The following is a 24352-nucleotide window of genomic DNA, read 5'->3' on the forward strand; positions in this document are numbered from 1 at the left end:
AACCAGAACCCACAAACCGTGAAGCTTTTAACTAGATCATCGGTAGCTCGCATTGCTGCAAATTCCCTACTAGCCCAGATATGCTAACAATTTCGACGCCGATGCGCCCAAACCGCCCACATATCCCTTCAACTACTATCAGTTTCAAAGAGCTATCCTCTGACAAAAATTCCAACGGGCGCTAAACTCTTAGCGCTTCGTCGAAGGCCTTATCTTCAGATTTTCCGAACCTTAACAACCGCTTACGCTTCGTTTCGTTTCGTCACCGTCACTATTTCGCTTCGGTAAGGCGGTGTTTAGGGAAAGCCGCCGGAAGCCGCAATAGCAAAAAACACCTCTCAACTTACTTTTTTACAGATTTGTGAATTTATCCGTAAATTCGGTGGGTTGGCGGAAGCTTCATCCGCGAACACCCCCTTTCGCGCAACAATCTTACCCCGGATCGCCGCGCTGCGGCGCGACTCAGGCGGTTTGCAGTGCCTTTTTCCGGGCTTTGAGGCGGCGGGCGATCAAAAGTCCCGCCACAGCGGCAAAATAAAGTGCTGATTCCAGCGTGTAGACCTTCCCGATCATCACAAAATGCACCGCGCCCGCCAAAGTCGCCGGATAGGCCAGCCAATGCAGGCGTTTCCAGCGCAACGCGCCGAGTCGTTTCACCATCGCGTTGTTGGACGTCATGGCCAGAGGAATCAGCGCCACGAAAGCCAGCATCCCCACAATGATAAAAGGCCGCTTGGTCAACTCGGTCAAAATCTCCGACCAGCGCAGCGCGAGATCCAGCACCACCCATGTCATCAGATGCAGGGCGATGAACATGAAACCCATCAGCCCCAGAGCGCGGCGGAATTTCAGCAGGTTGATGCCATACCAGCGCAGCGGCGTGATGCAGAGCGTGGCGACCAGAATTTGCAGACCCTTGGTGCCCAGATCGCGCTCCAGCACCTTGGCGGGGTCGGGGGTGGAGAGCGATGAATAGATCACCCAAGCCGCCAGCGCTATGCCAGCTATATATATAGTATAGGCCGGGATGCGGCGGGCCGTTTGGTTGAGGACGTTGAGCATCAGTAATCCCGCGTCAGATCTTGATCTGCATAAAGGCTCGCCACTTGATCGCCGTAGCCGTTGAACTTCACCGTATCGACGCGGCCTGCAAACAGGCCGCCGCCGATACGACGTTCCGAGGCTTGGCTCCAACGCGGGTGATCGACTTCGGGGTTCACGTTAGCATAGAAGCCGTATTCGTTGGCGGCGAGGGTGTTCCAAGTCGTCACCGGCTGCTCGGCCACTAGGCTAATCCGTACAATCGACTTGATCGACTTGAAGCCATATTTCCATGGCACCACCAATCGGATCGGCGCGCCGTTCTGGTTGGGCATCGGCTTGCCATACAGGCCCGTCGCCATCAGGGTCAGCGGGTGCATCGCCTCGTCCAGCCGCAGCCCCTCGCGATACGGCCAGTCGATCATGCCGCCGTTGATGCCGGGCATCTCATCAGGGCGGACCACGGTTTCGAATGACACATATTTCGCTTCCGGTTTCACCCCCAGCTTTTGCAGCAGGCCGGACAGTTGAAAGCCCTGCCACGGCACGATCATCGACCATGCTTCCACACAGCGGAATCGATAGATGCGTTCCTCGGTGGGTTGGCCTGCGATCAGGTCGGCAAGCGAATAGATGCCGGGGTTATCGACGAGGCCGTCCACCGTGACAGACCAAGGGTCGGTTTTCAGCTTGCCTGCGTAGGCGGCGGGGTCGGCTTTGTCGTAGCCGAATTCGTAGTAGTTGTTGTAGGTGGTGATGTCTTCGAAAGTGTTCGGCGCTTCATCGGTGGAATAGGGGCTGATCTGGGCGAGGGCGGGGCTGGCGATGGAAAGCGCGGCGGCTCCGGCAATCAGGGCGCGGCGGTTCAGGAACAGGTGCTGCGGCGTGATGTCGGCGGGGGTGTATTCGGGGCGGTAGGGCATGGCGGGTCTCCTCTGAAGCTTGAGGATTAAGATGACGCAGGATTGGGAAAAGATAAAATCATCTGATCTCACATCTGTGACAGGGCGTTGAAACATATGGGTTGAGTGTGGTCCCGAGTTGGGACCATTTGAGATATGTAACGATTTCAATTTGTTACGGGAAGGCGGTAAGTATCTGTTAAGGTTTGACCCGTGATCCTGTGCCGAGTTTCACCGACAAACTGCCCGATGAATGGCCATAGAAGGCGCTACGACATCTGCTAAAGCCGGATTTAGCAGCTTTGCCACGGATTGTTACTAACCCTGCGGTTCTTTAGGCCGCATAGCGGCGGTCTTGCGCAGCGATCCTTGGTTGGAACGGTTTGCGGAAACAGGCAGCCTTGCCCAACGTCAACAAGGCTGCCCGCACTTCTTACTTCATCAGGTCCGCGACCGGGATCGGGGCCGAGATCGTCCAGCTATCCACCACAGCAGGTTTGCCCTTTTCAGTATCGACAATCAGATATTTCGCCGAATTCTGGTGGTGCAGTTCAGACGTGAAGGTGCGCGGGCCGAACAGGGTCGGCTCGTCCTTCATCTTCTCCAACTCGGCCACCACAGCGGCGGTTTCGGTGGTACCGGCACGCTCCACCGCTTTGGCCCATACGTCGATCATCACATAGCCGGGATAGACGTATTGGGTGGACGGGTCTGCGCCGGTTGCTTCTTTATACTTGGCGTTGAATTTGGTGACTTCCGGGTTCGGATCGTCGCCATAGACCGAGCCTTGCACCGGCACGTAGAAGTTCGACAGATCCGGAACCGCCGACTGCCAATAAGACCCATCGACGCCCGAGCCGTTCAGGATCATCGTATTGATCCCAGCGGCGCGGATCTGTTTGATCGCCGACACAGCGCCCGGCATCATGGTGCACAGCATGATCGCATCGGGTTCTTCTGGCAGAGATTTGATCCGGGTGATCTGCGCGGCAATCGAGGCATCTTCGTTCTTGAAGGTGTCTTCGCCGACCAGTGTTGCGCCCTCCAGTTTGGGCAGCATGTAATCAAAGCCGTCGCAGATGCCTTTGTTATACTCGGTCCAGGTATCCAGCAGGCGGTAATAGGTGCGGGCTTCTTTCTTGGTATAGGACCATTCGGCCATCGTGGCCCCCTGCACGGCAGCCAACACCGAGGCCGAGAACGAGTTCGGGCCAACGCCCTGAATCCCGGCCTTGATCGACTCGGCACAGAGGAAGAACGAGGGCAGGCCCGCGCCTTCGGCCGCCAATGCCGCCGGGGCACCAAAGTCATAATCGCAGGATACCACGACCATATCAGCGCCCGCGTCGATCACCGACAGGCCCGCTTTGGCCCCTTCAGCGCGGTCGGTCTTGGTGTCGGCATTGACGACTTCGATCTGCTTGCCGAGCAGACCACCCGCTTCGTTAATCTCCTTGATGCGGATCATCGCGGCGTCTTGCGCGGGCTTGTCATAGCCCTGCATGAAGCCGGATTCGGCGGTGGCAAAGCCGACGATGATCTTGTCGTCATCTTGCGCAAGCGCCGGGGTGACAAGGGCAGTTGCGCCCAGCAGCGCGAGGCTGAGTTTGGTAAGGGTCTTCATTTGGATACTCCTTGTTGGGTGGGCTTATTGCCGGGGTGTTCGCCCGGATTCTGTAGGTTGGCCGCTTCGGATCGGAAGCGCGGCCAGCGCAGTTCGGAATTGGCCATGATGCCAGCGGGGCGGCGGATCAAGATCAGGATCATCACGATGCCCAAGGCGATCTCTTGCAGCCCGTTCGGGATGGCGAGGGTGGTGGTGCCGATGGTGACGCCTGCCTCTAGCCAGCGCAGGGCTTGGATCAGGCTGGACAAGATCACCACGCCCAGCACCGCGCCCGACAGGCTGCCGATGCCGCCGACGACCAACATCGACAGGGTGGTGAAGGTCAGGGTGAGGTAGAAGGTGTCGGGGGTGACGACACCGATCGAATGGGCGAACAGCGCGCCGCCCATGCCCATGACGGCACCCGACAGGATGAAGGCGATCAGGCGTTGCTTCGGAATATCGATGCCCGAGGCGGCTGCGGCGGTGGGTTCATCCCGGGCCGCGCGCAGGGCGAGGCCCGCGCGGGAAATCGCGTGTGCCCAAGCAACGATCACCGCGATGATGGCGGCGATCAGATAGGGCCAGATCGAGCGGATGATCGGGATACCGACAACGGAGGAGGTGGCGGCAGTGACGCTCTCCCAGTTGGAATAGATCGTGTTGATCATCGCCAGCATGGCAAAGGTCGCGATGGATGCCGCGATGCCGGACAGCCGCATCAGGATTTTACCGAACAGCGCCGCCCAGATCGCGGCCCAGATCGCGGCAAAGATTGCCCCGGCCCAGTAGGGCAATTGCGTGTTCATCAGCCAATCGGGCAGGCCCGGCAGCAGGGTTTGCTTCATCATCGGCGGCATGGTCAGCCATGCGGCGGCGTAGGCGCCAAGGCAGGTGAAGCCGATATGGCCGAACGACATCACGCCGGAATTGCCGATGAAGATATAGAGGCCGACGACAAGGGTAACGCGCAGGAAGATGTCGATCACGGTCTGGTTAAACGGGCGCGAGCCTGCGGCGACCGCGATCAATGCGATGGCGATCAGGATCAGCGTCAGCAGGATCGGGGTGGAAATGGTGCGGCGGATCACCGACATGTCAGACCCTCTCTTTCGTGCCACGCGCGGCGATCAGGCCTTGCGGGCGGAAAATCAACACGAGGATCACCGCGCCGTAGACGAAGGCATCACGGAACGGGCGGGCGTCTATGGGGAGAACGGTTTGCATGACGACCGAGGCCGCGCCGAGGAGGAAACCCGCGAGGACGGCTCCGGGCAGCGAGCCGAGGCCGCCGATCACCGTTGCGATGAAGGCCATCAGCATCACCGACGCGCCCATCTGGATGTCGACGGTGCCAGTTTGCGCGGCAAGGATCAGGCCGATGGCGGCGGCGAGTGCGCCGGACAGCGCGAAGGCTCCCATGATCACCCGATTGGCGCGGACGCCGAGCATCCGGGCCATGGTGAAATTCTCCGCTGCTGCTCGCATCTCTAACCCGAAGCGGGTGCGTTTCAGGAAGGCGGTGAGGGCGAACAGGATGGCGATGGTGGCTGCGATGGTGATGACTTGAAGCAACGGAATCCGCGCGCCAAGGATTTCAACGGGTTGGCTGAGGGCAGGCAGCAGCGAGATCGACTTCGGGCGGCTGGAAAACAGCATCAGCAGGAAATAGCGGATCACGAAGCCCAGCGCGAAAGAGGCGATCATCATCGTCGCCGGATTGGCGCGGCGAAAGCGGCGGAACACGATGATTTCCGACAGCACCGACAGGCCCGCCCCCATCGCCAGCACAAACGGGATCAGCAGGAACCACGGCAATTCGCCCGCGAACACGATGGCGACGGCATCAACGGAAGGCCAAAGCAGCCCGAAGATGGAAAACGAAATCACATCGCCATGCGCGAAGTTCACCAACCGCATCACACCGAAAATCAGCGCGATGCCCAGCGCCCCAAGGGCATAAAGCGAACCAAGGCTGAGCGCGTCAAACAAGGTTTGCATCAATGCTCTCCATATCCAAAATAGGCGGCTTGCATGGCTTCGGATTGGCCCATGGCACGGGCGTCGCCGTCCAGCAGGATTTCACCACCCCGCATCAGGATCATCCGACCGCCAACCAGTTGCGCGCGGGTTGAAGATTGCTCGACAATCAGCAAGGTCAGCGCACGATGGCTGCGCAATGCGATCAAGCGTTCATAAACCTGATCGGTGATGTTGGGGGCAAGGCCGAGGCTGGGTTCGTCAATCGCGATCAGGCGCGGGTTGGTCATCAGCGCCCGCCCGATCACCAGCATTTGCTGTTGGCCCCCCGACAGCAGGCCCGCCTGTGAATGGCGACGGTCTTTCAGGATCGGGAAAGTGGCGTAAACCGCTTCCAACTCGGTCGCGGCACGGCTGCGCCAGTTGCGGGTGGCGGCGTGGATCCCCGTGCCGACCAGCAGGTTTTCCTCAATAGTCAGGCTGCCGAACACCTCGCGCCCCTCGGGCACCATCGACAGGCCCATGCGGGCGATATCCTCGGGCGCGCGGCCTGTGATGTCTTGGCCTGCGAAATCAATCCGGCCCCCCGCGGGCGGCGTCACCCCCGCGATGGCGCGCAAAAGGCTGGATTTGCCCGCACCATTTGGCCCGGTGATGAACAGAATCTCGCCTTCGGTCAGGGTGAAGGTGACGTTGCGCACCGCCGATAAGCGGCCATAACGGATGGTCAGGTTCGATAGCGCAAGCAGGCTCATGCCAGCACCTCCAATACCGGAAGGTTGGTCTCAGCGGCGGTGCCCATATAGGCGTGGCGGACTTTCTCGCTGACGCGGATGCTGGCGGGAACGCCCGTTTCAATCACCACACCGGAGTCCAGCACAACGATATGATCGCACAGGCTAAGGACCAGCCCGACGTTATGCTCGATCAGCAGCACACCACAGCCGATCTCGGCAGCGATGCGCCGGATCAGGGCGGCAAGGTCGGCGGCCTCTGGCCCAGACATGCCAGCGGCGGGTTCATCCAGAAGGATATAGTCAGGCTTGCCGATCAAAGCGCGGCCAATGGCGACGCGACGTTCATCGGTATAGGGCAGGGTTCCGGCGATGCGGTTTTGCAGCGCGCCGATGCCGATCCAGTCCAGCATCGCGGCGGCCTCTGCCCGCGCTTTACTGCGCGATTGGCCCAGACCCACGCCCGTCACTTCCAGATTGTCGATCACCGCCAGATCGCGAAACAACCGCCCGCCTTGAAAGGTGCGCGCGATGCCACGGCGTCTGATCTCATACGGCTTCAGGCCAGACAGGTTCAGTTTGGCCGAGGCAGTGTCCAGCGACACCGCCCCGCCCGTGGGGGTTTGAAACCCGGTCAGCACGTTGACAAGCGTGGTTTTGCCCGCACCATTCGGGCCGATCAGCCCGGTGATCAGTCCGGGCGTGATCGTCAGATCAACATCCGACAGGGCCTTCAGCCCCGCGAAGGCAACCGACAGCTTGTCTGCGCTGAGTTGGCTCATTTTTTCTCCTTGCGGGTGATCAGATAAGAGCCGGAGGCGTCTAAAGTCGCGCTCCACCCCGGCTCGATAACGATGGTGGTGGTGACTTCTTCGATCACCGCAGGGCCGTTGATCTCGGCCCCCGCGCCCAAGGCGCCGCCCTCGTATATCGGCGTGCGGGTGCGGCTGCCATCGGCGGAGAACACCGCATCGCGGTAGGCCTTGATCGCCTGATCAGTGGCTTTTCCGGCGGCGATGTGCATCCGCTTGGGTTTATCGACCAGCCCGTAAACCGTGCTTTCGATGTTCACCACCTCGACCGTCGAATGCGGTTCCGAATAAGTGTAAAGCTGTTCGTGGCGGGCGTGGAAGGCGGCTTTGATCTGGTCGATGGTCTGCGCGTTCACCGGGAAGTTGCCAATTTCCACCGTACATTCATGGACTTGGCCGACATACCGCATATCAAGACTGCGCTTGATCAGGGTGTTGCCTGCGGCAAAGCCATCGGATGTCAGATGGGCGATACCTTGGGCTTCAATCTCGGTGAACAACTGGTCGATGCGGGTGTAGGCGGCATCATTGTCCAGCCGCAGCACGGCGGTCGCCATGTAGTTATACTTCACATCCGAGATGATCTGACCAAAGGCGCACAAGCCCGAGGCGAGTTTCGGCAAGACAATCGTGTCGATGCCCATATCGGCGGCAAGGGCCGTGATATGCGCCGCCGTCGCTCCACCTGCGCCCACCAGCACGAAATCACGCGGGTCATAGCCGCGTTCAATCGTAACCCGGCGGATGCCATTGACCATGTTGGCGTTGACGATGGTGAACATGCCATAGGCGGCGCGTTCCACCGACAGGCCCAAAGGATCAGCGATGCTTTTCACCGCATCATAGGCCTTTTGCGCATCCAGCGGCAGACGGCCGCCGACAAGGCCATCCGGGTTCAGATAGCCCAGCACGATATTGGCGTCCGACACCGTCGGCAGTTGCCCGCCCTGGCCGTAGCAGGCAGGCCCCGGATCGGACCCCGCCGATTGCGGACCCATTTGCAGCAGACCCATCTCGTCGATCCAGCCGATCGAGCCGCCGCCTGCGCCAAGAGTTTCGACCTGAATCATCGGCACACCGATGCGGTAGCGCAGGAAGTCGATGTTCTTGTTGATATTGGTCGAGCCGTCTTTAGTCAGCGTGATGTCAAACGAGGTGCCGCCCATATCCACCGTGATCACATCAGTTTTGCCGAACGGCGCGCAGACATAAAGGCCCGCCGCAGGGGCCGAGGCGGGGCCGGAGTTGATGGCGTAAACCGACCGATCCGTCATTGCCTGCCCAATCGCAAGCCCGCCGTTGGATTGGTAATAGCGCACAGGTTGTTTCGCGCCGAGCTGTTGGAAATAGGCATCCACCGCCGTGACATAGCGCTTCATAATGGGCGCGAGGTAGGCGTTGACCACCGCTGTCGAGGTGCGGGTGTATTCGCGGACCTGTGGGTAAAGCTCGGACCCCATCGTCAGGATCACCCCCGGCATCATCTCGCGCACGATCTCGCCCGCGCGGCGTTCATGGCTGGGGTCCAGTACCGACCAGACGAAACTGATCGCCACGGTTTCGACGCCTTCTGCAAGGAAAATCTCGCAGGCGGCGCGCACGTCGGCTTCGGTCAAGGGCGTGCGGATTTCGCCATTGGATAGGATACGCTCGCGCACGCCCCGGCGCAGGTAGCGCGGCACCAACATGGTGGCGGGCGGGTAATCGGGGTCGTAGCGGTAGCCGTCTTCCTTGTGACCAAGGCGGATTTCCAAGCTGTCCTCATGCCCCGCCGTGCAGATCAGCCCGGTTTTCGCGCCCTTGTGCTGGATCAGCGCATTCAGGCCCACGGTGGTGCCGTTGATGCAGAGATCGCAATTCGAGATGATCTCGGTGGCGGAAACCCCCAACTCCTCGGTCATCAAAGCAAGGCCGTTCTTGATCGCCAAGGTCGGGTCTTGCGGGGTGGACAGCGCCTTGAACAGCCGGACTTGTCCGGTTTGGTCGGCGAGGACGAAATCGGTGAAGGTGCCACCGGCATCAATGCCCAAACGGTAATCGGTCTTCATCGTAGCGCCCTCCTAGTTCGCGGCCACGGCGCGGCGACGCGCACGCAGGGTTTCGGTTGCCGCCATATCGACGGTCAGGCTTTCGGCATCGGTGACGATCACGCCGTAATCGGCTTCCGCCCCCTTCACCGAGACAAGGCCGTTCTTGATATCCCACACCACCTTTTCCACCGCCCGATCCATCGGGTTGCCATAGCCGCCACCGCCGGGGTTCATGTTGGTGATCCGATCACCGGGTTTGATCACCTTGATCACGTTCTCGCGGATGGTCTCAGAGTGGTCGCCTTCCACCAGTTCCAGCCGCCCGACCTTCTCATCAATCATGGTCGAGGCTGCCCCCGCCGCGCCCACAGCCGGAATGCGGCGGCCTTCGCCGAAGGTGATGAAGGTCATGTCATCGCTCAGCGGCTCCACCTCCCACGCGGTGCCGGAACCGCCACGGAATTTGCCCGCACCGCCGCTATCGGTCATCAAAGAATAGCGGTGGATGATGATCGGATAGCTGTATTCCAGCAACTCCACGTCACCCGAAGTCAGCGCGCCAAAGCAGCATTCCGGGCCACAGGCGTGCCAGCCGTCTTGCGCAGGCGTCGCCCCCGCGCCTGAGATGATGGTGGCCAGCACCATCGTCACATATTCCTCGTCGTGGCGCTTGTCCCATCCGGCGATGTTCAGCCCGTTGGCATGGCCCCAGCTGGCCGAAACCTTCGACGGCACGGCTTTCTCAAACGCCAGCCGCACCGCATCGGTCAGCGTCTCCATCGGCGTGGTGGTACAGTTCATATGCGGCGCGGGTTCGCGGGCGTTACACAGCGTCCCCTTCGGCCCCATATCAACCGAGATGCAGCGATACAGGCCTTCGTTGTACGGTGGCGGCAGTTGCGCAAACATCATCAAGCCAAGGTAAACGCCGGAGTAGGAATTTCCCTCATAACTGTTGATGAAATAAGGGATTTGCGGCGGGCTAGAGATTGCGATGTGGCAGGTATCGGCCTTGATCGTCACCGTCGCGGTGATGGTCAGATCGCCAAAGCCATGGCCCGCATCTTCAACAATCGCCGAGCCTTCATAGGTGCCGTCGGGCACGGTGGAAATCAGGCTGCGCATTTGCTTTTCGGCCATGTCCAAAAGCGTGTCGATGCAGGCATCCACCACGTCTTCGCCATACTTATCCAGCATCGCGATCAAGGCGCGCTCGCCGACCTGACAGGCCCCGATCAGCGCATTAAAGTCGCCCTCTTGGTCGCGCCGCGCCCGCATGTTGGTGAAGATGAAGTTCAGCACATCCTTACGCGGCACGCCACGGTCCCAGATTTTCACCGGCGGGATGCGCAGACATTCGGCGTAAATGTCCTTGGCATTGGGGTTATAGCCCGCAGGCACCGGGCCGCCAATGTCAGTCAGATGGCCTTTGCAGACGGTCCAATACTTCAGCTTTCCCTTGTAAAACACCGGCTTGTAAAAGCAGGTATCAATCGCGTGGCTGCCACCCCAAGCCGGATCGTTGTGGATCAGCAGATCGCCCTCAAAGATGTCGCCCTCAAAATAGCCCGCCACCACCTTCATCGCCGGGATCAGACTGCCAAGGTGGATCGGAATATCCTGCCCCTGCAAGATCATCTCGGGCCGCGCATTGAACAGCGCGGTGGAATAATCATGCGCCAAATTGAACACCGACGAGCGCGCGGTTTTCTCAAGGCTCAGCGTCATTTCGCGCTGCGTGGTTTCCAGAATGCCGCGAACCACCGATAGCGTGATCGGATCAACCTTCGTGGCGGATGGTGTGGCGCTGGCCATGCCTATTCCCCTTCAAATGCGCGGCGCAAAAGGGGGGCTTTCGGGCAAATTGCCCGAGACTTCCGCAAAAACTCCCCGTTGCGCGGCGTCTTCTGCACCGTTGCAGCGGTCAGGCTAGGCGGCGCGGGGGGCAGGCGTCTTTGCCCCAAGTGCACGGGTTTTTGTCGCAGAGCGCATTTTGACAAATTGCGCGAAAGCGGCGCTTTACAGAAAGAATATTGCGTGGCCAGATTGTGGAAACTGCGGAGGCTGCGATGAAGACCACCATCACTACCAAAGGCATTGATCTGGCCGCGCGCAGCCGTCATTGGCACGAGGCGATTGGGCAGGCCTATTTCCCGCTGGACCTTAGCTTCCGCCGCCCCGAGGCGTTTGATGGCGAATTGAGCATGTGGCAATTGGGTGAGGTGTCGCTGTCGCGGCTGACCTCTGACGCCCTGATGTACCGCCGCCTGCCGAAGCATTTGCAGATCCAAGGCCCCGAGGAATTTCTGGTTACTCTGCCCGCGAAATCTGAACTGCTGTTTGCCCAAGGCGGGCGCGAGGTGCGCGCCAATCCCGGCGCGTTTTTCATCGAGCGCAGCCATGAACCCTATGAGTTCAGCCATGCCGAACCCGCCGATCTGTGGGTGATGAAGCTGTCGCTGGCCATGCTGGGCGGCCGGGTGCGCGCGCCGGATCGGTTTTGCAGCTTGCAGTTTGATGCCACCAACGGTGCCAACGGGCTGTTCGTGGACATGGTGCATCTGATCCCGCAGCGCTATGACGCGATGAGCGAGGAAGCCCGCAGCATGGTCGGGCGGCAGTTGGCGGATTTGCTGGCGATGGCTTTGCAGTCGGATGAACGCGTGCTGAGTTCGGGCGGATCGACCGTGCGGATGGCGCATTTGGCGCGGATCGAAAGCTTTGTGCGCCGCCATATCGACAACCCCGATCTGGGGCCGGATGAGGTGGCGGCAGGCTGTGGGGTCTCGGTGCGCTATCTGCACGAATTGCTGCGCGACACCAATCAGACCTTGGGCAGTTGGATCCGCGATCAGCGTCTGGCTGCGGCGCGCGAAGATCTGGGCAACCCGCGGGATAAGCGTGCGATTGGCGAGATCGCCTATGCCCGCGGCTTTGCTGATCAGGCGCAGTTCAGCCGCGCATTTCGGCAGCGCTATGGCATCACCCCGAAGGAAGCGCGGGCGCAGGGGTGAAGGGGAAACGGTGATGCGCATCGTCCCCCCCTTTCCTTAGCGCTGGAGATGGGCGCGGACGCGGGCAATCGCGGCTTGGCGATCATGGCGCGCGGTAAGGGCCTGATCCAACGTCACCTCGACAAACCGCGCCGGGCTGTGCGGCTGCAACTGGCCGATCAGGTCCATATCCGCCGAAATGATCGTGCCCAGCATCATATAGCCGCCGCCCGACACCGCATCGCGGTGCAGCACGATGGGTTCGGTGCCGGATGGCACTTGCACCGAGCCGTAGGGATAGCAGGCATCGACGATATTCGACGGGTCCGACCCCGCCCCGAACGGCGGTGTGCGGGGCACGAAATCCAGCGCTTTGCCGCCTTTGAAGCGGTAGCCGATGCGATCAGCCTCGGGGGCGACTTTCCAGGTGTCGGCGAAGAACTGTTTGCCCGCCTCGGCCGTGACGCGGTGCCAATATAGCCCCGGCAGCATCCGCAACTCTGCCGGATTACCCGGACCACGGCGCAGGTTTGCGGGAACCGAGCCTTTGCCCGAGCCGCCCTGTCCCAGCGGCAACCTATCGCCCGCCTTGAGCGCACGGCCGTCATGCCCGCCCAGCGCGCCCAAAGTGTAGGTGGAGCGTGAGCCAAGTTTCAGCGGCACATCAATGCCGCCTGAGACGGCAATATAGGCCCGCGCGCCGGATTTCAGGAAACCAAACGACAGCTTGTCACCGGCTTTCACCGGGAAAGCCTCCCATGTCGCGCGTTCATCGCCGTTGACTTTGGGCGGCAGGTCACCGCCCGTCACCGCCACCGTCGCGGCTGTGGTGAACTCAATCTCTGGCCCCATGAACACCGCTTCCAGCACGGCGGCGCCTTCATCATTGCCGACCAGCATATTGGCGGCGCGCAACGCAAAGCGGTCCATCCCGCCGGAAATCGGGATGCCGAGGTGATAATAACCGGGACGGCCAAGGTCTTGCACGGTGGTCGACAGGCCGGGGGTAAGGATCTTAACGGCCATGAAGAACCTCCATCAGCTTGGCATTGGTGGCATCGATGTCTTTGTTGAACTCGGTCAGCGAAAAGCTGGCCTCGCGGATGGTGGGCAGGAATTTATTCTCATTCACCGCCTCAATATCCGCGTCATATTGATCGCGGTTGATCGGCTTCCACTTCACGATGTCACCAGGTCGGAACAGGCACATCTCCTCTTGCAGATAGCTCACCTGCTGGTTCGGATCATAAATCGGCATCGGCGTGACGCCGAACATCTGATAACCGCCCGCGCCCCGCACCGAATAGATGCAGCTAAAGCAACCGCCGTGACCGATGGTCAGCTTTGGCGTGTCGGTGCGCGGGCGCAGGTATTTCGGCACCTGCAACTGCCGTTTACGCTCCACCATCTGATACAGGAACGGCAGGCCAGCGACGAAACCCACCATCGAGACAAACCACGGCTGGCTGGAATGCGCCTGCACGAAATCCTCAACGCTGCCCAGACCGTTCACCGCTGCGGCATATTCCAGATCGGTGGCTTTGGGGTCTTGGTGACGCTCGCGAAACCGCATCAAAGTCTCATGCGTCCACGGGTCTTGATAATAGACCGGAATTTCCATGATGCGGGTTTTCAGCGTGGCGTCGGATTTGCTCGCCGCCCCCTCCATCGACTGCAATTCGCGCAGCAGGTCGGCGGGCTTGATCTGGTCGGGGTCGTATTTGACCTGAAAGCTGGCGTTGGCTGGGCAAATCTCGGTCACGCCGCGTATCCCTGCTTGCTTGACCGCATTGGTCATCGACAGGCTGGTAAAAAAAGCCTCAAGCGACATTTCTTCCGAAACCTCCGCGAAGATGTGTTCGTCGCCACCAAAGCTGAAACGGATCGACATGGGCTTCTCCTACGGTTCAAGATTGGGGGTCAGGCGGGCGGCATGGTGTTCCAACCAGCCTTCCAGCCAACGGGTGTGAAAATCGCCTGCCTGCACCGAAGGGTCGGCGGCCAGCGCCTGAAACAGCGGCTTGGTGGTTTTCAACCCGACGATTTGCAATTCCGACAGTGCGCGGGCCATGCGGGTGATCGCCGCCTCGCGGGTTTCGGCATGAACGATCAGCTTGGCCAGAAGCGAGTCGTAGAACGGCGGTACAGTGTAGCCGGGGTACAGCATCGAATCGAAGCGGACGCCGGGGCCACCGGGGATGCGCAAGCTGTCCACCGTGCCGGGGAAGGGTGCGAAATCGCGGGCGGGGTCTTCGGCGTTCAGGCGCACTTCGATGGCATGGCCTTTGACGGTGACATCCGCTTGGGTCAGCCGCAAAGGCTCGCCCCCCGCGATGCGCAGCATTTCAGCGACCAGATCAATGCCGGTGATCATCTCGGTCACCGGATGTTCGACCTGAATCCGTGTGTTCATCTCGATGAAATAGAAGCGGTCGGCGTCTTCGTCATAAAGATATTCCACTGTCCCCGCGCCGGAGTAGTTCACCGCAAGCGCCAGACGCACAGCACTGCTGCACAGCTCATCGCGCAACTGCGGCGACAGCGCGCGCGAGGGCGCTTCCTCCCACACCTTCTGGCGGCGACGTTGCAGGCTACATTCGCGCTCGTAGCAATGGATGGCGTCGGTGCCATCGGCAAGCACCTGCACCTCGATATGCCGCGCCTTGGTGATGACCTTTTCCATATAAAGGCCACCGTCACCAAAGGCCGCCAAAGCCTCGGCCTGCGCTTGCGGGAAGGCTTGTTCAAACGCAGCCAAGTCCTGCGCGATGCGGATGCCGCGCCCGCCACCGCCCGCTGCGGCTTTGATCATCACCGGAAAGCCAGTATCGGCCAAAATCGCGCGCCCCGCGTCGATACTGTCCACCCGCCCGAGCGATCCGGGCACAATCGGCACCCCCGCCGCATGGGCCGCACCCCGCGCGGCAACCTTGTCGCCCATCAGCCGGATTGCATCACCGGAGGGCCCAACAAAGATCAGACCCGCCGCCGTCACCGCATCGGAAAAGCCCGCATTTTCGGCCAGAAAGCCATAGCCCGGATGCACGGAATCGCAGCCCGTCTCCGCTGCCGCCTTCAGAATCGCCGCGATGTTCAGATAGCTTTTCTTCGCCGCTGGCGGGCCGATGTTCACCGCCTCATCCGCCAGTTGCACATGCAAAGCGGTGGCGTCGGCATCGGAATACACCGCCACCGTGGCAATCCCCAGATCGCGGGCGGCGCGGATGATCCGCACCGCAATCTCGCCCCGGTTGGCAATCAGCAGCTTTTTCAGCATCAGGACAGTTCCGCCAGAACCGTGCCCGCCATCACCGGGTCTTCGTTGTCGGTCACGAAATGAATGGCGCTGCCCGCGACTTCGGATTTCACCTCGTGGAAGCTTTTCATCACCTCGATCAGTCCAATCACATCGCCCACCGCCACCGCATCGCCCTCGGCCTTAAACGGTGGGGTGTCGGGGGAGGATGAGCGGTAGAAGGTGCCGGGAAGCGGGGATTGGATGACGGGCATTTTGGCCTCCGTTAAGAAAGGATAGCGCGCACGGCGCGGGCAATGTCGATGGCATTGGGCGTATCAGAATGGATGCACACCGTATCGCAACGCACGGATATGTCGCTGCCATCTATCGCGGTGCCGAGGTTTTCTTGCATGGCCCGGCGCACGCGGGCGGCCATCAAAGCGGGGTCTTTGGCATCATGCTCGCGGGTGACGATCAGGCTGCCATCGGGGCGATATTCCAGATCGCCATAGAATTCGGCAATGAAAGCGTGACCGCGCGCGGGGTAGATGGTTTCGTGCAACGTGCCCGTCATGCCCAGCAGCGGCACGCCATACACATCGGCGGCGTCACAGACCGCGTGGGCAATATCTTCCTGCCGCGCCGCCATACCGTAGAGGCTGCCATGCGGCTTGATATGGTTCAACTCGACCCCTTCGGCGCGCAGAAACCCGCAGAGCGCGCCGATCTGGTAGATCATGCAGTTGGCCATTTCCACGCGGCCCATTTTCATCTCACGCCGCCCAAAGCCTTGCAGATCGGGCAAAGACGGATGCGCGCCAACCTTGACGCCATGCTGTTTCGCCAAGCGCACCGTGGCGCGCATGTGATCGAAATCGCTGGCGTGAAAGCCGCAAGCGACGTTGGCGATGTCGATAAACGGCATCATTCCGGCATCATCGCCCATCCGATACAGCCCAAAGCTTTCGCCCATGTCGCAGTTGATGGTTACAGCCATAGTTCCCCCAAGGCGTTGACGTAAGGTAGCCTGCGACGGGTTAGTTATATTGTAAAATATCGTTTTTTGTGGTTCGTTATCTAAAATTCAGATGCACAGGTGACGCGATGGCTTTAACCTTGAAACAGTTACGCTATTTCATGGCGGCGGCGGAAACCGGGCAGATCAGCCATGCCGCGATGGAGCTAAACATCTCACAATCCGCGATCACCACCGCCGTGCAGGGGCTGGAATCGCAACTGGGCGTACGGCTGTTTGACCGCTCCGCACAGGGCGTCGTGCCGACGATCGAAGGCGCGCGATTCCTCAACCACGCGCGCAACATCTTGGCGGCGGTGGAAGATGCCGAGCGTTTGCCGCTGGGGCAGGATCGGCAGGTGTCGGGGCGGCTGCGCTTGGGCACCACCTATACCGTTGCGGGCTATTTCATGTCGCGCCACTACGCCCGCTTCCGCCGCGCCCATCCTGATATCCAGCTTGAAATGATGGAAATGCCGCGGCTTGCGGTTGAGGAAGGTCTGGCAACCGGCAGTCTCGATATGGCGGTGATGCTGGTGTCGAACCTTGCCAACTCTGCCGGGCTTGAACAGGAAATTCTGATGCGCTCGCGCAGGCGGCTGTGGTTGCCGACCGAGCATCCGTTGTTGTCGCAAGAGCGGATCACCCTGTGCGATGTCGCGGACCAGCCCTATGTGATGCTGACGGTGGATGAGGCGAAGGATACCGCCAGCCGCTATTGGGCGAAGACCGGGTTTGCGCCTTCGGTTTGCTTTACCACCAGTTCGGTTGAGGCGGTGCGCTCGATGGTCGCCAATGGGGTCGGGGTGACGATTCTGTCCGATATGGTGTATCGGCCATGGTCGCTGGAAGGCCAGCGGATCGAAATACGCGCCCTGGCTGATACGATCCCCAGCATGGATGTGGGGCTCGCGTGGCGCAAATCGCAGGGTCTGACCGCCACTGCCGCCGTGTTTCGTGCCTTTATGTCGGTGGCGATGGGCGGCGGGGGATAGGTTTAGTCAATCGGCGCGGTGTGATGATCCTGCGCGCATTGGCCGTGATCGCCCAAAACCTCAATCACCCGACAATCGGCGATGGTGCCATGGGCGCATTGCACGACCATGCGCTGCAACTCTTGCTCCAGTGCTTTCAACTGCGTGATCCGCGCCTGCACGGCGGCAAGCTGGGCTTTGGCAATCGCATCGGCGGCAGAACAGGGCAGCTCAGGTCGGTCCGACAGGCTGAGCAGATCGCGGATCGCCTCCAGCGGAAAGCCCAGCGCGCGGGCATGACGGATGAAGGCCAAGCGCTGCCGTGCCAGCGGGCCATACAGCCGCTGATTGCCGCGGCTGCGTTCGGGCGGCGGCAGCAGGCCAATCTGCTCATAATACCGCACAGTCGGCACCTTCACCCCGGTCTCCGCGGCCAATTTCCCGATGGTCAGCAAAAGAAACCTCTTGAAGCTATAGTTACTAGAGACATTAGCTTTAGGGTTCAAAGACGGCAAGTGGCATGTCGCAAGAACGCAAGAGGCTGAAATGACTGACCTATCCGGCAACGACTCACACGAGTGGCGCATCTCTGGCATGGATTGCGCCGCCTGTACCCGCAAAATCCAGACCGCGGTTGAACGTTTGCCGGGCGTCAGCGGCGTTGAAATCACCCTGATGAATGAACGCCTGCGGCTGAATCTCGCGCCGGAAACCACCGCGCCCGATCAGATCGAACGCGCCGTGCAAGCACTCGGCTATGGCATCACCGCGCCCGCCGCAGCGGCACCCGAAGCCCCGACCGATGCCCACTGCACCGATATCCACGCCGATCATACCGCCCACAACCATGCCGACCTGGCAACGGATGTACGCTGGTATCACACCGCCAAGGCGCGCTTGGTGTTTTTCACCGGCATCCTGCTGGCCGCCAGTCAGATCGCGAAATGGACTTTTCTTGCAGACCATGCCATCTGGGCGTTCACGCTGGCCTGCCTGATCGGCCTGCTGTCCGTGGCGCGCAAAGCGCTGGCGGCGCTGCGGGCCGGGATGCCGTTTACCATCGAAATGCTGATGACCATCGCCGCAACCGGGGCTTTGCTGATCGGCGCCGCCGAGGAAGCCGCCTTGGTGGTCTTCCTGTTCGCGGTGGGCGAATTGCTGGAGGGTGTGGCCACCAATATGGCCCGCGACGGCATCCGCGCCTTGGCCAAACTGGTGCCCGCCACGGCTTTGTTGGAGCATGACGGCCACAGCCACGAAGTTGCCGCCGAAACCCTGAGGCCCGGCCAGATCATCCAAGTGCGCCCCGGCGACCGGATGGCGGTCGATGGCGAAATCATCGAGGGCACCTCGAGCATCGACGAAAGTGCGGTAACCGGCGAAAGCATCCCTGTGACCAAAGGGCCGGGGGCCGCCGTGCTGGCGGGCACGATCAACACCGAAGCCGTGCTGCGTGTGCGCGTGGCGAAGGCCAGCGCCGACAGCACCCTCGCCCGCATCGCCCAGATGGTCGCCGATGCCGAAGCCGCCCGCGCGCCGACCGAACGCTTCATCGACCGTTTCAGCCGCTGGTATATGCCCGCCATTGTCGGCGTGGCGCTGTTGGTCGCCTTGCTGCCGCCCCTGACCATCGGCGCGGATTGGGGCACTTGGACCTACCGCGCGCTGGCGCTGTTGCTGATCGGCTGCCCCTGCGCGATGGTGATCTCGGTCCCCGCCGCCGTCGCCGCAGCCCTGTCCACCGGGGCGCGGCACGGCCTGCTGATCAAAGGCGGTGCGGTGATCGAAGCGATGGCAAATCTGCACACCATCGCGCTGGACAAAACCGGCACCCTGACCGAAGGCCGCCCGGTACTGACCGACACCCTGCCCGCCGAGGGAATCCCTGCGGCCACATTGTTGCAATTGGCCGCCACGGTCGAGGCAGGCTCCACCCATCCGCTCGCCAAAGCGATCCTCGCGCAAGCCAAGGTTGACGGGTTGGCGCTGCTGGCCAACCAAGACGCCCGCGCTTTTCCCGGTAAGGGGGTGGAAGCGATGATCGCCGGCGCGCTGGTGCATGTCGGCGTGGCTGATGCCGCTGACCCGGCGGTCGCCCAGCTTCAGGCGGACGGCAAAACGGTGGTCAAGGTCACCCGGGACGGCGTGGCCCTTGGACTGCTTGCCCTGCGGGACGAGCCGCGTGCTGAAGCCGCCGAGGCGTTGCAGCAGTTGAAGGCGCTGGGGTTGCAGGTGGTGATGCTGACCGGAGATAATCTTGGCTCTGCCACGGCAGTCGCGACCCGGTTGGGCATCCAAGCGCGGGCGGGGCTGCTGCCTGAAGGTAAGATCGCCGCCATTCAGAAGCTCGCGGCAGAGGGCGGCGTGATGATGGTCGGTGACGGCATCAACGACGCCCCCGCCTTGCGGCAGGCCAGCGTGGGCGTGGCAATGGGGGCGGGCACCGATGTGGCGCTGGAGACCGCCGATGCCGCGATCCTGCGCAACAAACTGACCGACCTGCCCGCGATGATCCGGCTGTCGCGCGCCGCGATGGCCAATATCCGGCAGAATGTGGCGGTGGCTTTGGGATTGAAAGCCGTGTTTCTGGTGACCTCGGTTCTGGGCCTGACTGGCCTTTGGATCGCGGTGCTGGCCGATACTGGGGCCACCGTGCTGGTCACCCTGAACGCGATGCGGCTTCTGGCGCGGGATCCCCGGAAGGGAGGGTGAGTATCCACGTGAGGACAGGGTGGATGTGTTGAGGATTTCAACAGGTTAGGGATGGGCGTTAGGGAGGTGTTAAGGGTTGGGGAGGTTGGTTTGCGCTCGCACGGCCGAGACGCATCTCCAGACAAAGGTCGAATGTATCAAAGCTGGAAAAAAACAGGCCACTAGGGAGGTAATTCGGGGTGATCTGAAAAAGGTTTGGAAAAGCTATCAGGCCGCTCTTTCCAAAGTCCCTGAAAAAGATCGTTGGAGGGACCCCAAACTTGCGACGGTTGATTTTGGCGTTTGAGCTTGTACGCATAAAAGTATGTGTGTGTGACACTTTCGTGTCGCCCTCCCCAAAACGTGGCGCAGCACTTCGAGTTTCGGGAGTAGGCGCTGCGACAAATGCACGGCAACGGAACCAACATGAGGGCAGCGCCTGACCGCCGGGTGGGCGCTGCAACATCCGTTCTAGGCGCTTTATGCATCAGCCTCCCCCTCCAGAAGTTCGGCGCGGGACGCTGCAAAAGCGCCTGCCCGATGGGGCGGCAGGCGCTGCCCGGCGGGCTTCGCCCTTGATTCCGGGCGGTGGGTGGTTTGCTTGGCAGGTGTGAACGGGGATGCGGTGCAAATGGAAAACGCCTGCCCAAGCGAATGGGCAGGCGCACATCGTTAACCCAAGCCTTAGAACGGCGAGTCGGGGAAGTAGTAAGCGGCGGCGTTGTCTTTGGTGATCAGCGTCGCGTCCAAGGTGAAGGTGCCGCGCATCGGCACTTGGCCGTAGAGGTTGGCCACCGTCATCTCCAACGCGGTGCCGACCATCGCTGGCGGATACAACACGTCAACCGGGATCATCTTGTCGCCGTCCATGACCTTCTTGATCATGTCTTTCGACCCAGCCCCTGCCACGACATATTGAATATCGGTGCGGCCCGATTGCTCGATCGCCTGCAACACGCCGACGGCCATGTCATCATCCTGGCACCAAACCACGTCGATTTTCGGGAATTTGGTCAGGTAATCCTGCATGACTTTGAAGGCGTCATCGCGGTTCCAGTTGCCGAACTGACGGTCCAGCACTTTCACGCCCGAACCTTCAATCGCCTTGTCAAAACCGTCCTGACGGGTTTGGTCAATCGGAATAGGCAGGCCACGAATCACCACAACTTCGGCCTCCGGGGTGGTGGCTTTGATGTAGTTGCCAGCGGTCTCCCCAAGCGAGAAGTTGTTGCCGGCGATATACAGATCGCGCACCGAGTCGTCATTCACCGACGGCGCACGGTCAACGATGGTCACAAAGGTGCCCTAGGATTTGATCTCTTTGATCGAGTTGACCAGCGGATCAGGGTCGCTTGGCAGGATGACCAGCGCGTCAATGCCTTGGGTTTCAAGATCTTGCAGCGCGTTGGCCTGAGATGCCGGATCGGGCGAGGTTTTGACGATGATGGTCAGCCCCGGATGCTGCGCCATCAACACTTCGGCCACACGGTTGGCATGGAACACCACGCCCGAAGTCCAGCCGTGATCGGCTGCGGGGATCGAGACGCCAATCGTATAGGCTTTGTCCTCGGCAAAGCCCGCCGTGCTGCCCATTGCCAGTGCGGCAACGGTCACAAGGCTCAATAGTCCTTTACGCATTTTAGTCCTCCCTTTGGTTGGGTCTGGCAGTAAGCGGCCGGGCGACCCAAACCCCGGCCGAAATTTCAGGATTTCCGCACCAGTGAGCGTTGCACCAACATCGCAATGATGATGATCGCGCCTTGGATCGCGCCGATCAGGTATTCGGAAATGAAATTCGACAGCAGCATGATGTTGCCGACCAGTTCCAGAATGAACGCGCCGCAGATCGTGCCCCAGACCCGGCTTGCGCCACCTTTCAAAGCGGTGCCGCCGATGACGACAGCGGTGATCGCCTGCAACTCCCACAATATCCCTGTGGTGGCCGAGGTTGAGCCCAAGCGCGGCACATAGAGCATCACCGCGATGGCAACGCAGACGCCTTGGATCACGAACGCCGTGGTGCGGACGCGGTCGACCTTGATGCCGGAATAGCGCGCGACATTGGGGTTAGAGCCAACCGCCACAACATGACGGCCATAGCGCATCCGATAGAGCACAAAGGCGGCCACTGAAGTCACCGCCAGCACGACAATGATCGGCACTGGCACGCCCAAGATCACGCCGAAATAGGCCGGGCGGTACAGGTCTTGCTGCTCGGCCGATTGCAGGGTGATTGCCCCGCCTTGGGAAAGCCATGTGGTCAAACCGCGATAGATGCCCATGGTGCCCAGCGTGGCGATGAAGGGTTCTATCTTGCCGACTGTGGTGATCAATCCGTTCGCCAGCCCGCACAAAGCCCCCACCACAAGCGCGAGCAGCATCGCGGCGGCGATCATCATGCCGGGATCAGCGATGGCGTTAGAATTCATGAACAAGATCATCAGGCTGGCGACAAAGGCCACCATCGAGCCCACCGACAAATCCAGATCGCCCGAGGAAATCACAAAGGTCGCCCCCACCGCGATCAGCGCGATAAAGGCGCTGCGGGTGGCGACATTGGCAAGGTTGTTCAGGCTGATGAAGTTAGAGTTTACCATCGCCCCCAGCAGCAGCAGCAAGGCCAGCGCCACAAACGGGGCCACCGCGCGCAGGTCCACATCCTGCCAGCGCCGCTTCGGTTCTGCCTGATCTTCGGTTGTCACATTCGCCCCCATCTCAAGCCACAGCCTTCTGCTTCAACCCTGCCGAATAGCGCATGATTTCCTGCTCATTAATCTCATCGCCTTCCAGCACGCCAACGATCCGCCCCGCCCGCATCACGACAATCCGGGTGCAAAGGCCAATGATTTCAGGCATTTCCGACGACACCACGATGATCGAACAGCCCTCGCGCGCCAAAGCCGCGATGAAATGGTAAATCTGTTGCTTGGTGCCCACGTCGATGCCGCGCGTCGGCTCGTCGATGATCAGGATTTTTGGGGTGATTTCCATCACCTTGGCCAGCAGCAGCTTTTGCTGGTTGCCGCCCGACATCCGCCCCGCCACCACAGAAGCATCGCGCACCCGAATGTCAAACCGCCGCCGCGCGCGGGCCAGCGCCTTACGCTCGCTCGCAGGGCTGAGATAGCCAAAGCGGCCATGCTGATCCAAGGATTGCAGCGTCAGATTGCTGGTCATATCCGACCCCAGCAGCAGACCCTTGGATTTGCGATCCTTGGTCATATAGGCCAGACCCGCCGCCTTGGTCGCCTGAATATCCCCCGGAGGCATCAGTTGATCACCAATCCGCACCTCTCCCGAGACCCGTGGATAAAGCCCAGCAATCGCCTCCATCAACTCGCTGCGACCCGAGCCGATCATGCCGGAAAACCCCAAAATCTCGCCCCTACGCAGATCGAAATGTGCATCGCGGACATGCGCGGTGTTCAGACCCACCACAGACAGCACGCGGGCCTCATCAACGTTTGGCTCTGACTTCTGCGGATACAGGCTGGAAAGTTCCCGCCCGACCATCAGCTGGGCAATCGACTCGCCATCCAGCAGCGCGGTCGGTGCGGTTTTCACCCATTGGCCGTCGCGCAGCACCGTCACCCGGTCGGACAATTCCGTCACCTCATCCAGCTTGTGCGAGACGAACACAAAGCTGGTGCCCAGATCACGCAGCTTGCGCACCTGCTTGAACAAAGCCTCGGTTTCACCCCGCGACAGCACGGCGGTCGGCTCGTCCATGAACACGATGCGGGCGTCGCGGCTGATCGCCTTGGCAATCTCGACCATCTGCTTGTCGGCCACGGTCAGCGAGCCGATCACTGCGTTTTCGCTGATATGCGAGCCGAGCATGTCCAGCACGCGCCGCGTCTCGCGCCGCATGTATTTGCGGTCCAGCAAGCCAAAATGCGCAACTTCACGGGCCAAGAACAGGCTTTCGGTGACAGTCAGATGTTCCGCAAGGTTAAATTCCTGATGGATCACCACGATGCCCAAAGCCTCAGCCGCGCCATTCGGCGGTAGCTTGACCGGCTTGCCATCCAAGAGAATTTCGCCCGAGGTGGGTTGCTCAAACCCGGATAGCACTTTCACCAGAGTCGACTTACCCGCGCCATTCTCGCCCATCAGTGCGTGAATCTCCCCCCGCCGCAGGTCGAAATCGACGCTGAACAGCACCTGCACGCCGCCAAAGGATTTGCTGACCCGCTGCGCGGATAAAACCACGTCGCCCTGCGCCCCTGACACGCTTTGATCGCGTGCAGACAGCACAATGTCGCCACCGCCGACAGGCTCTGACTCCATGACTTCCCCCCTCGCGGCTCCTCTCCGCCGCTTAGGTGTAAACCTT

The 24352-nt window shown here is 60.9% G+C and carries 22 protein-coding genes; 3 read left to right on the top strand and 19 right to left on the bottom strand.

What is annotated here, in order from left to right; genetic code table 11:
* Positions 1–462 precede the first annotated feature (462 nt).
* The 9 genes from Q7V03_RS07515 to Q7V03_RS07555 form a co-directional block, all read right to left on the bottom strand.
* The gene (locus Q7V03_RS07515) at positions 463–1062 is read right to left on the bottom strand and encodes a sulfite oxidase heme-binding subunit YedZ (protein WP_304924986.1); all 600 of its coding nucleotides are present in this window, start codon (positions 1060–1062) and stop codon (positions 463–465) included.
* Positions 1062–1964, bottom strand: coding sequence for a protein-methionine-sulfoxide reductase catalytic subunit MsrP (gene msrP / locus Q7V03_RS07520; protein WP_304924987.1), 903 nt, complete (start codon positions 1962–1964; stop codon positions 1062–1064). Before msrP ends, Q7V03_RS07515 begins: the two co-directional genes overlap by 1 nt.
* A 412-nt stretch (positions 1965–2376) precedes the next feature.
* Entirely contained in the window at positions 2377–3567 is a 1191-nt protein-coding gene (locus Q7V03_RS07525) for an ABC transporter substrate-binding protein (protein WP_304924988.1), read from the bottom strand.
* Complete coding sequence (locus Q7V03_RS07530; protein WP_304924989.1) at positions 3564–4646, bottom strand: branched-chain amino acid ABC transporter permease; 1083 nt, start codon at positions 4644–4646, stop codon at positions 3564–3566. Before Q7V03_RS07530 ends, Q7V03_RS07525 begins: the two co-directional genes overlap by 4 nt.
* Position 4647: 1 nt before the next feature.
* Positions 4648–5550, bottom strand: a complete 903-nt coding sequence (locus Q7V03_RS07535; protein WP_304924990.1) for a branched-chain amino acid ABC transporter permease — start codon at positions 5548–5550, stop codon at positions 4648–4650.
* Complete coding sequence (locus Q7V03_RS07540; protein ID WP_304924991.1) at positions 5550–6284, bottom strand: ABC transporter ATP-binding protein; 735 nt, start codon at positions 6282–6284, stop codon at positions 5550–5552. Before Q7V03_RS07540 ends, Q7V03_RS07535 begins: the two co-directional genes overlap by 1 nt.
* A complete protein-coding gene (locus Q7V03_RS07545) occupies positions 6281–7045 on the bottom strand; it encodes an ABC transporter ATP-binding protein (RefSeq protein WP_304924992.1) in 765 nt (254 codons plus the stop codon). The genes Q7V03_RS07540 and Q7V03_RS07545 overlap by 4 nt, the downstream gene beginning before the upstream one ends.
* The gene (locus Q7V03_RS07550) at positions 7042–9123 is read right to left on the bottom strand and encodes a hydantoinase/oxoprolinase family protein (RefSeq protein WP_304924993.1); all 2082 of its coding nucleotides are present in this window, start codon (positions 9121–9123) and stop codon (positions 7042–7044) included. The genes Q7V03_RS07545 and Q7V03_RS07550 overlap by 4 nt, the downstream gene beginning before the upstream one ends.
* 12 nt (positions 9124–9135) lie before the next feature.
* Entirely contained in the window at positions 9136–10920 is a 1785-nt protein-coding gene (locus Q7V03_RS07555) for a hydantoinase B/oxoprolinase family protein (RefSeq protein WP_304924994.1), read from the bottom strand.
* Positions 10921–11174: 254 nt separating this feature from the next.
* On the opposite strand from Q7V03_RS07555, the gene Q7V03_RS07560 reads away from it, so the two are divergent.
* Positions 11175–12119 (top strand): AraC family transcriptional regulator, encoded by a 945-nt coding sequence (locus tag Q7V03_RS07560; protein WP_304924995.1) that lies wholly within the window; start codon positions 11175–11177, stop codon positions 12117–12119.
* A gap of 36 nt (positions 12120–12155) precedes the next feature.
* On the opposite strand, the gene Q7V03_RS07565 is transcribed toward Q7V03_RS07560, so the two are convergent.
* From Q7V03_RS07565 to Q7V03_RS07585, 5 genes are read right to left on the bottom strand one after another with little or no spacing between them, the layout of a single operon-like run.
* Positions 12156–13124 (bottom strand): biotin-dependent carboxyltransferase family protein, encoded by a 969-nt coding sequence (locus Q7V03_RS07565; RefSeq protein WP_304924996.1) that lies wholly within the window; start codon positions 13122–13124, stop codon positions 12156–12158.
* Complete coding sequence (locus Q7V03_RS07570) at positions 13114–13989, bottom strand: allophanate hydrolase subunit 1 (RefSeq protein WP_304924997.1); 876 nt, start codon at positions 13987–13989, stop codon at positions 13114–13116. The genes Q7V03_RS07565 and Q7V03_RS07570 overlap by 11 nt, the downstream gene beginning before the upstream one ends.
* Before the next feature lie 9 nt (positions 13990–13998).
* Positions 13999–15378: an acetyl-CoA carboxylase biotin carboxylase subunit gene (locus tag Q7V03_RS07575; protein ID WP_304925034.1), complete on the bottom strand. Its 1380-nt coding sequence runs from the start codon at positions 15376–15378 to the stop codon at positions 13999–14001.
* On the bottom strand, positions 15375–15608 hold the full coding sequence (locus Q7V03_RS07580) for an acetyl-CoA carboxylase (protein WP_304924998.1): 234 nt from the start codon (positions 15606–15608) through the stop codon (positions 15375–15377). Before Q7V03_RS07580 ends, Q7V03_RS07575 begins: the two co-directional genes overlap by 4 nt.
* A gap of 11 nt (positions 15609–15619) precedes the next feature.
* Positions 15620–16333 (bottom strand): LamB/YcsF family protein, encoded by a 714-nt coding sequence (locus Q7V03_RS07585; protein ID WP_304924999.1) that lies wholly within the window; start codon positions 16331–16333, stop codon positions 15620–15622.
* A gap of 107 nt (positions 16334–16440) precedes the next feature.
* On the opposite strand from Q7V03_RS07585, the gene Q7V03_RS07590 reads away from it, so the two are divergent.
* A complete protein-coding gene (locus Q7V03_RS07590) occupies positions 16441–17346 on the top strand; it encodes a LysR family transcriptional regulator (RefSeq protein ID WP_304925000.1) in 906 nt (301 codons plus the stop codon).
* Between the two features lie 2 nt (positions 17347–17348).
* Here Q7V03_RS07590 and Q7V03_RS07595 read toward each other — a convergent pair whose 3' ends face one another.
* Positions 17349–17780, bottom strand: coding sequence for a helix-turn-helix domain-containing protein (locus Q7V03_RS07595; RefSeq protein WP_304925001.1), 432 nt, complete (start codon positions 17778–17780; stop codon positions 17349–17351).
* Between the two features lie 91 nt (positions 17781–17871).
* Here Q7V03_RS07595 and Q7V03_RS07600 point away from each other — a divergent pair, with 91 nt between their 5' ends.
* Positions 17872–20037, top strand: coding sequence for a heavy metal translocating P-type ATPase (locus tag Q7V03_RS07600; protein WP_304925002.1), 2166 nt, complete (start codon positions 17872–17874; stop codon positions 20035–20037).
* A gap of 663 nt (positions 20038–20700) precedes the next feature.
* Here the strand turns inward: Q7V03_RS07600 and Q7V03_RS07605 are convergent.
* The 4 genes from Q7V03_RS07605 to Q7V03_RS07620 form a co-directional block, all read right to left on the bottom strand.
* Positions 20701–21312, bottom strand: coding sequence for a substrate-binding domain-containing protein (locus Q7V03_RS07605; protein WP_304925003.1), 612 nt, complete (start codon positions 21310–21312; stop codon positions 20701–20703).
* 9 nt (positions 21313–21321) lie between these two features.
* Positions 21322–21654 carry a hypothetical protein gene (locus tag Q7V03_RS07610; RefSeq protein ID WP_304925004.1) on the bottom strand — a complete coding sequence of 111 codons (333 nt, stop codon included), beginning with the start codon at positions 21652–21654 and terminating at the stop codon, positions 21322–21324.
* 65 nt (positions 21655–21719) lie between these two features.
* On the bottom strand, positions 21720–22718 hold the full coding sequence (locus tag Q7V03_RS07615) for an ABC transporter permease (RefSeq protein ID WP_304925005.1): 999 nt from the start codon (positions 22716–22718) through the stop codon (positions 21720–21722).
* A gap of 13 nt (positions 22719–22731) precedes the next feature.
* Positions 22732–24306: a sugar ABC transporter ATP-binding protein gene (locus tag Q7V03_RS07620; protein ID WP_304925006.1), complete on the bottom strand. Its 1575-nt coding sequence runs from the start codon at positions 24304–24306 to the stop codon at positions 22732–22734.
* Between the last annotated feature and the right edge of the window lie 46 nt (positions 24307–24352).

The organism is Cypionkella sp. (genome assembly GCF_030652235.1).
Taxonomy (GTDB): Bacteria; Pseudomonadota; Alphaproteobacteria; order Rhodobacterales; family Rhodobacteraceae; genus Cypionkella.